The 12,099-nt window shown below is 41.5% G+C and carries 9 protein-coding genes; 4 read left to right on the forward strand and 5 right to left on the reverse strand.

The features are described from left to right. From ABZB17_RS14295 to ABZB17_RS14305, 3 genes are all read right to left on the reverse strand, one after another. Positions 1-862, reverse strand: an 862-nt coding sequence (locus ABZB17_RS14295; RefSeq protein WP_372651015.1) for a DEAD/DEAH box helicase, incomplete at its 3' end; no start/stop codon positions are given. A gap of 101 nt (positions 863-963) precedes the next feature. Further along, a complete protein-coding gene (locus ABZB17_RS14300; protein WP_372651016.1) occupies positions 964-1,731 on the reverse strand; it encodes an exodeoxyribonuclease III in 768 nt (255 codons plus the stop codon). Between the two features lie 151 nt (positions 1,732-1,882). Beyond that, positions 1,883-3,229, reverse strand: coding sequence for an OmpP1/FadL family transporter (locus tag ABZB17_RS14305; protein ID WP_372651017.1), 1,347 nt, complete (start codon positions 3,227-3,229; stop codon positions 1,883-1,885). Between the two features lie 365 nt (positions 3,230-3,594). Here ABZB17_RS14305 and ABZB17_RS14310 point away from each other — a divergent pair, with 365 nt between their 5' ends. The 4 genes from ABZB17_RS14310 to ABZB17_RS14325 all read left to right on the forward strand — a co-directional run bounded on the left by ABZB17_RS14310 (position 3,595) and on the right by ABZB17_RS14325 (position 9,196). Next, complete coding sequence (locus ABZB17_RS14310) at positions 3,595-7,068, forward strand: hypothetical protein (protein WP_372651018.1); 3,474 nt, start codon at positions 3,595-3,597, stop codon at positions 7,066-7,068. 122 nt (positions 7,069-7,190) lie between these two features. Continuing rightward, on the forward strand, positions 7,191-7,811 hold the full coding sequence (locus tag ABZB17_RS14315; protein ID WP_372651019.1) for a DUF4386 domain-containing protein: 621 nt from the start codon (positions 7,191-7,193) through the stop codon (positions 7,809-7,811). A gap of 342 nt (positions 7,812-8,153) precedes the next feature. After that, complete coding sequence (locus ABZB17_RS14320; protein WP_372651020.1) at positions 8,154-8,666, forward strand: RNA polymerase sigma factor; 513 nt, start codon at positions 8,154-8,156, stop codon at positions 8,664-8,666. Further along, entirely contained in the window at positions 8,663-9,196 is a 534-nt protein-coding gene (locus tag ABZB17_RS14325) for a hypothetical protein (protein ID WP_372651021.1), read from the forward strand. Before ABZB17_RS14320 ends, ABZB17_RS14325 begins: the two co-directional genes overlap by 4 nt. 348 nt (positions 9,197-9,544) lie before the next feature. Here the strand turns inward: ABZB17_RS14325 and ABZB17_RS14330 are convergent, their stop codons facing one another. Both ABZB17_RS14330 and ABZB17_RS14335 read right to left on the reverse strand, forming a co-directional pair. Then, complete coding sequence (locus tag ABZB17_RS14330) at positions 9,545-11,125, reverse strand: SusD/RagB family nutrient-binding outer membrane lipoprotein (RefSeq protein WP_372651022.1); 1,581 nt, start codon at positions 11,123-11,125, stop codon at positions 9,545-9,547. A 12-nt stretch (positions 11,126-11,137) separates the two neighbouring features. Then, positions 11,138-12,099, reverse strand: a 962-nt coding sequence (locus tag ABZB17_RS14335) for a hypothetical protein (RefSeq protein WP_372651023.1), incomplete at its 5' end; no start/stop codon positions are given.

Consider the following 12,099-nt stretch of genomic DNA (forward strand, 5'->3'; position numbering starts at 1 on the left):
CTTCAATCGTTAAACTGGTTTCGGCGATGGATGTGGCAAGAATTATTTTACGCCTTCCATCGCGGCTGGGCATTATTGCGGCAAACTGTTTGTGTGGCGGTAGCTGTCCGTAAAGCGGATGAATAGCAATTCCTTTGTGTTTATTTCGAAGAATTGCTTCGGTGTTTTTTATTTCTCCTTCGCCAGGCAAAAACACCAATATGTCGCCATCATGTTTTTCAACTGCTTTTGTAATTACGCGGCTGGTTAATTCAGGAAGAAGTTTTAGGTCATTATCGCCTTCATAATGAATTTCGACAGGGTACTGACGTCCTTCACTAACTACCGACGGTGCGTTGAGCAGTTGCGTTAGTTGTGGCATATTTAGCGTGGCCGACATGATCATGATGCGCAAATCAGGACGTAAAATCTGCTGTGCTTCGCGCGACAGGGCCAAAGCCACATCGGCAAAAAGGCTACGTTCGTGAAACTCATCGAAAATAACCATACCAATACCTTCCAAGGCATTATCGCTTTGCAGCATGCGGGTTAAAATTCCTTCGGTAACCACTTCCAGTTGAGTGGATTCACTTACACAATTGTCAAAACGTATGCGGTAACCAACCCGTTTACCAACCGGCTCGCCTAAAAGTTCGGCAAGGCGTGTGGCAATAGTTTTGGCTGCCAGACGACGCGGTTCAAGCATGATGATCTTTTGCCCGTTCAACCAGCTTTCTTCAAGAAGCACGAGTGGAAGAACAGTACTTTTTCCGGCTCCGGGAGGCGCATGTACAATTAAGGTGTTTTCCTTTTGCAGGTGTTGATTTACCTCGTCGATAACTTCAACGATGGGCAAATTGGTAGTATGTGGATCGAAACTCAATTTCTCATATTTTTACTGTAAACTGCAAAAGTAGGGCGTTTTTATAAAACAACAGCGGATGAATAAAAACTCACCCGCTGAATAATATTTATTTTTGCGAATTAACCGGCAATTTCAATGCCTACGGGGCAGTGGTCGGAGCCCATAACTTCGTTTAAAATATATGCTTTTTGTACATGCGGAATAAAACTTTCGGAAACGAGGAAATAATCGATTCTCCAGCCTACGTTTTTGCCACGCGCTCCGGCCCTGTAACTCCACCATGAATATTTATCGGTAACATCGGGGTAAAAATGGCGGAAAGTATCAACCAGCCCGCCTTGTGTAAAGCGGTCCATTCCATCAATTTCTTCCTGCATGTAGCCGGCTGATTTATTATAATTGGGTTTAGGTCGCGCCAAATCGATAGGGCGGTGGGCCACGTTAAAATCGCCACACACCACAACCGGTTTTGTTTTTTCAAGGTTTTTCAGGTAATTGAAAAATACCAGGTCCCATTCCTGGCGGTAGTCCAAACGTTTTAATTCGCTACCCGAGTTGGGTACATATACAGTTACCAAATAAAACTTTTCATATTCCAAACACAAAACGCGGCCTTCCGTATCGTGAACTTCAATTCCCATGTCGCGCGAAACGCTTAGCGGTTCAATCTTTGAAAGGATTGCTGTTCCCGAGTAGCCTTTTTTTTCGGCCGAATTGGAATAAATATGATAACCGTTTATTGGCGTCAGCGTTTCAGCAACCTGGTCATCCTGCGCTTTGGTTTCCTGCAAACAAAGTATGTCGGCATCCATTTGTTTAAAATCTTCAAAAAAGTTCTTTTTGGTAACGGCACGAATTCCGTTTACATTCCACGATATAATCTTCATTTCCTTTCTTTCAAATTAATATTTGCGGTTAAAATACTAATTACAGTTAAATCGGGGAAGAGTTCAAAATAAAAAGCAATAAAAAACCCGGACAAAAGCCCGGGTCAGAAATATACTATTTCTAAATTTTTGGAGTATGCTAAATTGTTTGTTAGAACGAGAATCCAAGTTCCAGTTCAAACTGGTTCATTTCAAGTTCAATCATTTGATTCGGAACCATGTTACCTTGCATTGCCTCTGTTGGGTCGAAATCCATTGGGTTGTAGCCTTTAGTACTTCCATTCATGGCATAATTTATAGCCACATGAAGTTGATTTCCGCTTTTCCCAACTTCTTTAGAAAGTCCTAATGCTAACTGTTTTTCAATTACACCTGGTGCAAGAATATTAAACATTACTTCTGATGAAGGGATTGGATTATCGCCAATTGAGAAACCTGCACGGAATTGCCAGGTATCAACTCCTGCGTAGTTAACACCAACTTTGTATACCATAACATCTTCCCATCCAAAGCCAGAGCCATTATCAGAGCCCAGTGGAACATGGTTTGGATTAGGTGTGTAAGTTCCGTCAGGATTTTGGAATGCCGGCATCAGTTCGCTAAGATTCATCGGATTGGCAATCGACTTAACATCGCTATACATAATCGACTTTACATCTCCCATAACGGTAAGATCCTCGATTACTTCCCACGAAAAACCTACAGTCCAGCTCGATGGAATATCAAAATCACCCTGCTCGGCAAATAAACCAGCGTAGTCGTCAAACTCGCTCATAAATACTTTCGACTGGTACATGGCACCGATAGCAAAATTATCAGTTATGTGTCCCATATAGCCAATCTTGAATCCGTATCCAAAACCGCTGTCAGTTCCATTTCCAGATAAAGCATTAGCATCAGCAGAAAAACCATACTGACCGAAAGTACTTAAACCTTTTGCCTCAAAATATTGATAGGCCAAAACACCTGTAACACCAACACTGTGGCGTTCGCCCAATTTTACAGAGTAACTAATATTACCAAACATTTGAGCCAGATTAACGCCTGTAGTTGCTGCACTTTGATCTCCGAAAGTTTGCGTAGGATAATCCGTGTTCATACCGCCATTTCCGAATAAGGCCGCAGAAATACTGGAATTGTCTCCAAGCATCCAGTTGGCACCTGCCGATGGCATTAGAAATAACTTGCTGTCGCTTTCAACTGTACCCGGCATTAAACCGAATGTACCTGGCATACCCGAAGGAGCTCCTGTTACGGTGTATTGTCTGTTGGGATTAAAGAAGTTAACTCCCAACTGGTATTCCGTTCCAAGGAATACATTTCCCGCTGGGTTGCCGTTAATAAGCGATCCCTGGTAAAATGCAATTCCTGCGCCAGCTAATCCTTTATTAACTGTACCATAGCCTACACTAAAATAGCCATCGGTAGCAAAAGTTTGTGACGAAATAAAAAGACCAGCCATTAGGATCAGCAAAGCCTTTGGTTTTAAGTGTTTCATTTGTAATAATTTTTTGGTTTCGGCACAACAGAATCAGGTTGTAAGTATTATTCAGTAATGATCATGACGATCATATGTTTATGATTGATTCGGTTTACCTATAAATTTTATAATTATGCTTCAAAGATATTTCTGAATTTCTTTTACATTCAACCAATACCTATGATACATATCATAAGGAAACAATGATTGGGAAGTCACGTATATTGGAAGAAAAGCTAACCTTTTACATTTTGTTACAATAAGTAGCCTTTGGGTTAACAAATCAATAAAGAATTGATGTTTTTAGGTTAATTCAGAATTTTCCTTCAATTGATAAAACTTCAATTCTGTATTTTTGTTTAAGGACTAGAAATATAATTATTATGAGTAAAAATTCCACTTCTTCTAAACAGACGAGAAGAGATCGCCGCGATATGATTCAATACATTAATCTGCAGTTGGCTTCCCTTGGTCAGCCAACGTTTAATGATGATTCAGACTCGGGCACTAAATATGCCAATTCAAAATTTCAGGAATTAACCGAAGGCCTGGTAAAGAGTTTCCAGGAAAAATCGCGCTTACTTAGTGAGCACATGTCTCCGGTCGATGAACGAATCCAGAATTTTATCGATGATTACCTAAAAGAGCTTGAATTTAATAAGCCTTATCGATTGCCAAATAATACCCTGGTGTTGAACCAGAAGAAAATGGCACGCGAGCTGAGTTTGCCACCCAATGGCAATGAGTTTAAAAGCGATTTACTGAGTTCGTACCGTTTAAAACAGGGTATTCTGAATAATCCTGCCAAGGATAAACGAACAACACAGGGAACTTTCCACATTGTGCGTGGTGGACTTCCGGTACCTGCCGATAAAAAAGAAGTGCCGAAAATTACTTTTGCACACCTGCTGCATTACGCACTAAAACCTACTGATGAGTTATTGACTTTGCCTTTTACATCGGCGCAGGATGAAAAAGCAAAAGTGATGGTGTCGTTGTTGTTGCGCCCGGTTGTTTGTCCTGAGGTGCCCGGTATTGTTAGCGAAAAAAGTATGGAAGTACGCTTTTTTGCACCGGGAAGTTTGGTGAGTAACCTCGATTTTGTTGAAACCATTTTTGGCAATGCCGGCGATCCGAACCTGGCTGTAAACGATGCTGCGCTTGATGTTGAGCACTGGACTGGCCACACCGGATGTATTATTTTGGCACCGCACTTAATTACGCTTAAAAAGAAAGATGTTGGATTGCCGCACTACGACGATGCCTCGGAGCGCCAGAAACGCGATGGTATGTGCTGGAAAGACGAAAATGAGCTGTACAACAATGGTTCAGCCTTTAAACTTACCTGTCGCGATGAACGCGGCGTAGTGGTTACGATTATTGCAGATAATTATTACGGATACTCTAAAAAAGAGATAAAAACACAAATCAGCTATTCAGCCAACCTGTATGGATTGGTGGAGGAAGAACATGCCGGTGGAGCCATTGCTTTTCCGCGTGGAAATATGAGTGACAGTGTTTTTGGAACCAATTTTACCAAAAAGTTCGACCAGCCTTATTCTTTTGATGAAGCGAAAAAGCTACTAGGGAACCGCATTGAGGTGCAGGAAGGAAATTACGCTATAGATAAAAAATATCCGGATGTGGTTTACATTCCTGAGAATGCGGACATTGATGTGGAAAAAAGTTCGGTGAGTTGGAAATACAAAAACAAAGATTACAGTCTGAAACTTTCGCCGAAAAAAGTTTACGTTCATCCTACCGGGCATAAATTTCAGTTGGTAAAACATCCAACACAAGCCATGTGGCGTATAATCGACACCGCACCTGAAGGAATGTTCTGCCATAAACCAAGTACGGTTTCAGGAGGTGGAAAATCAGAAATCTCCAAATCAATGCAGAATGCCATCAAATACGGTTCTTTCTACATAGAAAACCTGGAACAGGTTGAAAACATGGTGGATGAGATCATTAATAAAGATTATTCTAACCGTTGGAAAAAGGTGCGTCCAGATGCAGATCCGTCACGCTCGTTCCTGAGTAAAGAACGTACCCTGGGTTCGGCTGTAAAATTGTTAACGCCGTCTGATCAATACAGCGACGAATACAATAAATTCTTACAAGACTTGCCTGACAATGTTCGTACACTGGCCTTTTTTGTAAAACGCCACTACCGTGGCAACGAAGAAAAAGGATTAAAATGGCGCGAGTTGTTTAATGTAGAAATTGTAAATGGCCGCCCCGGAAATGTGTTACGTTACAAACACAACCCAATTGCCGCCAGTTATGTGCGTATCGGATTTAACGAAGAAGGACGTTGGTATTTGCATAAACTACGGTCGGATTTTGTTCCGTCGATGAAAATCCAAACCGAGGATGATATTTCGGCAACGATAACTGTGCCGTCAAACCGTTTGAACGATTTGAATAAGGAATATAATAATCCGAGTGTAAAACTGGTTGCCAACTGCGAGAGTTACTTGTTCCAGCGCCCGGATGAAGCAGTGATCAGAGGTTACGATAAAGAAGCCGAACAGGAAATTGTGGATAACAATACATTCCTGACCAATTACGAGCCGCTAACCCGCGAGAATGCTATAGAACTGATTGAAGATGCCATTAGTTTTGAGAAATATACCAAACCGGTAAAAAACTTTATCAAGGAAGTGGCTGAAAGCGATAGCGATAAATACTTCGTTACACCTTCGCATCCACGAATTGTAGACGGCGAACCAACAAAAAACCCGCGTTACCTGCAACGCAATATATTTAAAGACGAAACACAAGACTCTTACCTCGGTGAAATTGGTGTACGCTTGTACCGCAAAATAAAAGACAAAGATCCGGTAGTTTGGCCTGTAAACGCTGTATTGCCCGGACGAAGAAACAATCCGGTTGATAAAAAAGCAGGAATTCGCCCGCTGGCCGTTTATAATCCAATTCATTACCAGGAGTTGCCTGAATTGTTTATGGATTTTATTGCAAGTATTACCGGGAAGTCGCCATCAACAACCGGTGCCGGGTTGGAAGGTGCACTTACCAAAGGGCCTTTTAATATGCTGGTGCCAACAACCGACCTGAACAATGCCTTGTTGTCGTATATTCTTACCGAATACCAGGGATTTAGTTCGGCAGCAGGTTATATTGGATCGGAAAATCGTTTCGATCATGATATCAGTATCCTTGTTCCTGAAATCTGGGCACGTTTGGTTCCTGAAGATCGCGATCCGAAGAAGCTGATTGAAAATGGTTGCTTGGAGAAACTGGAGGACTTTGAATACAATGGGCAAAAAGTACTGGCCAGCCGTTTAGGCTATCGTATTACCAAAAACTTTGCTTTCCGTTGTATGAATCGTTTGTTCGACGAGCCACTGGCGGTATTTAACGAGCGCATGCTGAAGCCTGAACTTCAGGGAATGGACGACTATGTTGACGGTATTAATAACATCACCGAAGCCATGCAACGAGCTGCGCTGCCATTCTTTGAGGATGGAAGTGTTGAGTCTGCTATTCCGCCGCTGAAAGTGTTGCTGCATGTTATGGCTTATGGTCATTACGAAGGCAAGGATATCAGCGATCCGGAGCTACGTAAACTATTCGAAAGGGAAGAGGTGCTAAAAAGCGACTGGTATAAAGCCCGACTGAAACTGAAACAAGACAAGGATATTGCTTTCCTTGTGGAACAAATCGGTTATCTGGAGGACTTTAAAAACAACGAAAATAACGCTGCGCTGGTTGCCGAAATGGATATTGATGGTCGATTGGCAAAAGCAAAAGAGCGCCTGAAAAATGTAGAATCGAAACAGTACCTGAAAGATTTGGTTGGTACTATCGGTGTTGATCCGCTGTGTAAGTAAGAGATAGATTCTTTTATTATAATAGTAAAGGTTCCGTTTGTTGATTCGAACGGAACCTTTTTTTGTTTACCTGTAAACATTTGGCAGATTATTATGGTTATAATTCCGTAAAAACAATAGAAATGAATTTAAGAAAACTTTCGATCATTACCGGAATCAGCTATCTGATTATATTTTTTGCCGCCATTTTTGCCAATTTTGTAATGCTTGAGTCGCTCAAACAAAATCCGCTCGAAACGATCAGGCTTAATCATATGTCGGTGCGGTTTGGAATCATAGCATTTTTAATAACCGTTCTGTTCGATGTGGTTGTAGCGTGGGGACTTTTTGATTTATACCGCAAGCATAAATTTACACGTTTAAGTACTTATTTTCGTTTGATGCATGCTGCAATAATGGGCGTTGCGGTATTTGCGTTGGTGCTTACTTTAAAACTTGATTCGGCAGATGAGATTTTATACCAGGTAAATGTGTTCGAAATTATCTGGCTTATTGGGTTGTTCTTTTTTGGTGCACATTTAATTTTACTCTCCAATATCATTCAAAAGCCCAAGTGGATTGCTGTATTCTTAACCGTTGCCGGAATTATGTATATGCTTGATACTGTCGCGCATTTCCTTTTGCCCAATTATGCCGAATTTGCCGGAATATTCCTTGCTCTGGTAGCTGTGCCAAGTATATTGGGCGAAATGGCGTTTACGGTTTGGTTGCTTGTACATGGTGGAAAGGGCAACAGAAATTAGATTGATTTTCAGTTTGAGAAAGATTGATTGAAGATTGAATTAGATTGTCAATTTGTTAAACTGTTAAATTGTAATTTTGGTCATTTATCTTTTCTCTGTGAAACTCCGTGTTTTCTTTGTGGACCTCTGTGGTAAAAAAAATAATATCCAAAGATCCTCCCATTCAAGCATTCCTCATTAACTCAATTACTCATTTGTCAATTTCTCCTTCAACTTCTTCATAAGGTTAACTTTCTGAACCGAAGCCCCCGAAATCTGTTTCACCAATTCTTTTTTAATATTTTCAGAAAAAAATGTAACTATCCGTTTTTAGCTTTACTAAATAGGAAAAAACACTGAAAAGTGACGAAAGAAGAGAAATTTAACACGATTGTATCTGAGAATGGCGAGCGGATCCGCAACATCTGCAGGTACTACAATTCTAACGTCGAAGATCAGAAAGACATGTACCAGGAAGTGCTGGTAAATATCTGGAAAAGTCTCGACAGCTTCAGGGGCGATTCGGCCATGAGTACCTGGGTTTACCGAGTGGCTGTAAACACGTCGTTAACCTTTACCGGAAAGGCTTTTAAACACATGAAGTTGATGGTTGACAGCGACACCACAAACCTGAACTCCATACTAGATGATGAAAACCTGAAACAAAAACTGGCCGAAGAAAAGTTACTCGAATGTATGCAACTTGAGCTTAATCAACTGTCGGTAATTGATAAAGCATTGATATCGTTACTGCTCGAAGGGCTTTCGATGAAAGAGATTGCCGAAGTAATTGGTATTACCGAGCCAAATGTAAAGGTGAAAATTCATCGTATTAAATCGCAATTAAAAGAAAAGCTGAAAGGAGAACAATTATGACCGCACATGAATTTGATAACAACCTGAGTAAATTAACCGGGAAACTGAAAAAAGAAGACAGGCATTATGCCACAATTGTAAAAGTGGTACAGATTTTTTACTGGATTTTTATACCGTTGTTTATGGTGAAAACTGCAGTTGAGTATACCAACTCGCACGAAATTAGCGATATAATCAGTGGAGTTGCTCTTATTTTGGGATTTTTGTTCATTGCACTTTCTTTCCGAAAACTTTATAATGAATACCAGTATGTTGATTATTCGTTGCCTACGCTCGAAATGTTGAAAAAAGCAGTCTGCCGTTACCAGCCTTTTCAGAAAAGGGCATTGGGGATTGTACCGGGCCTTTTGCTAATGGATGTGGGTTTAACTTTCGAATGGATGGGTGAAGGCAAATCGGTGCTCGATTCCCAGGTTTTCTTTCTCGGAGCAATACTGTTTGGAGTGATAATTGGCCTGGTGATCTGGTATTTCAAATACAAACCTTTGCGCGATAAGATTTTTGCTCTGGTCAGGGAAATTGAGCAATAGTTATTCTGAAATTACTGTTCTGACTCCAGAAACAGGTATACATGGTTAAGAAATGTCTGCTCCATGTCGGGAAATAAGTGCTTTAACTCAAGAAATAAGTACTCCAACCCAAGAAATAACCACTTCAAGTCAAGAAATGAGTGCTTCGACTCAAGAAATAACCGCTTCAAGTGAAGAAATGGCAGATTGAAGTCGGGAAATGAGTGCTTCGACTGAAGAAATGGCAGGTTGGAGTTGAGAAACAGGCACTTCAACTCAAGAAATGAGTATTTCAACTCAGAAAAAAAAACGGCCTGCCCGATATTACACCAGGCAAGCCGTTGCAGCTTAACTTTAGACTTAAAATAACTATTCTTCAATGTCCCACCAAACAGGTGTGGTCATATATTCATTTTCGAAAACTCCAAGTGCCTCAACTTTCGAAGCATTGTAATAACGCTCGTAGTATGCCATTTGGTACCGACGAATATAGTCGTCATCCTGAGGGAATGCGGTTTCGTATACAAAGGTTGGGCGATCAAATCCTTTGTAAACACCGGCTGAGTAGTCGTATGTTCCATCAGGGCCGATACAGTAATCACAACGTCGCATATCTGTCCAAACTTCAGGACTGTAGGTACATGCAATGTATTTTTGCATCATAATGTGGCTCAAAGTCAAATCCGATGCGGTTTGAACAACTGCTTCGCTGGCCATAAAAGCGGCACTTTCATCAGCCGGAATTCCCAGTTTATCCATGTTTGCCTGAATCGCATCGTGGTACGAAGTCAGCGCGCTCTCCAAACTTCCCTGGCGGAAATAAACCTCTGCTTCAATAAATTTCAACTCTGAATAAGAAAGCAGGAAATAAGGAGAATTCTTTTCCGTGTAAAACAATGGATTGTCTTCTGAAGAACGCATTCCAACATAATTTACATCGTCGGTGGTTGGCGCGTGATCTGTTTCGCTTAAATCAACAGCAAACGAGAATTCGCCGGCATTGTCGCCATCCGTAATTTTAGGAAGCAGTACCTCTGTACGGGGATCAACCACACGGCTGTTCCAGGTCTCATCGCCACCGTTAATAGTGTCAACGGTATTCATCAGGTAATCTTTCCATAATTTGCCGGGTTTATTCGAACTACTTACATTCTGACGTTGAATAGACCATCTTGCCGAAATGTCGCCATCTTCGCCAATGTATTCTGCATCATCGTTATTCGACTGGAATGATTTTTCAATATTTGAGAGAATTCCTGCAGGATTGTAGGCCAACAGATCTGTTCCTTCAGCTTTTTTCGAAAGGTGGCTCATAAAACGGGCTTTTACACCATAGGCAAACTTAATCCACTTGTTGATATCGCCGTTATACATTACATCTCCAACAGACAGGTCAGGAGCATTTTCTCCCTGTGTTTTCTGAAGATCAGCAATACCTTCGTCAATTAACGGAAGAATTTGGCTGTAAACGTATTCAGCATCGTCGTAATCGGGCTGAATATTTCCGGCAATACCGTCCTTGTAAGCAATATAGCCGTAGGCATCAACCAGCGAACCATTTCCAAATGCTTTAAGAATTTTACCAACGCCGGTGTAATGCCATGCATCAACGTCTTCGGCATCTTTCAGCATTTCTTCAATGTTTACCCATGCATAGCCATACCAACACTGCCACACCCATGCGTCAGCATTATTCGCAAATTGCCAGTTTTGAAACATGTAGTAACGTAAGCCGGGGCGATAAGCGTAGCCTAACTGCTGGGTAAGGTGAGCTGTACGTGTTCCGTGACTACCATAAAAATCAACCGTTTCTGCCAGAACATAGGGCAGACGTTGTTCCGGACCAGCCTCTTGTGGGGCGTTCGGAGAGTTATTTATATCCAGGTCGTATTCGCAAGAGGTGAAAAACACCCCTATGAAAAACAGAAATAATATTGTTATCTTCTTCATATCTAATTCTTTTTAAAACTTAACATTTAAGCCGAATGAAACACTTGTTGTAGCAGGTACTCCGGCATAATCAATTCCAGAAGATCCGGCACCTAATACACCAGAACCACCGGCACTAACTTCCGGATCCATTCCATCGTAATTGGTAAACAGGAGTAAGTTGGTTCCTGTTAACGATAGATCAATTCCTTTTACAAAACCAATGCGGTTGCAAAACGATGCAGGCACTGAATAGCTCAATGATGCAGAACGCAGGCGGAACCAGTTAACGCTGGTAATGAATGGTTCGGCTTCTTTGGTGTAATAGTTTTGGTAATAATCCTGATCAAGCGTAATTGTACTTGTAGCCGGCTCGTATTCGCCGGTTTCGCTGTTTATCATCACTCCTTCAAAAGTTTGAGTATTGCCGCGGTTTTCAGTGATTTTGCTCATTCCTGAGTAGGTCATCGCGTATTCAGTAGCGTTATAAACATCACCACCAATTCTTACATCAACTAAGAATGACAGGTTCCAGTTTTTATGCGTAATGCTGTTGTTCCAGCCGAAAAGCATATCCGGTTCGCGGTCGCCAACTACGTTTGTTGCATCGGTTGAAGTAATCGGGCGTCCGGTGTCTGAATCCAGTATCAATTCACCATCATCAGTTCTTTCCCAACGTGTGCCGATTAAACCAAGGAAGATATCGTCGCCAATAGATGCCGGTGTGGCCGGTCCAACCTGAACGTCGGTTACATACAGTAACTGAACACCTTCGGGAAGATCGGATACTGTTCCGTTGTTATGCGAAATGTTTAAGGTTGTTTGCCAGTTCCAGTTGCGGTTCTGAATTGGTTTTCCGGTCAATGTTAACTCAAAACCTTTGTTGGTAACGGTTCCGAAGTTCGTATACTGGAAAATATAACCGGTTGCCATACTTACCCTTGGCGAGATGATTTGATCTTTACTTCGGGTATTGTAATACGTTAAATCGGCAC

The organism is Draconibacterium sp. (assembly GCF_041583095.1).
In the GTDB taxonomy this organism is placed as follows: domain Bacteria; phylum Bacteroidota; class Bacteroidia; order Bacteroidales; family Prolixibacteraceae; genus Draconibacterium.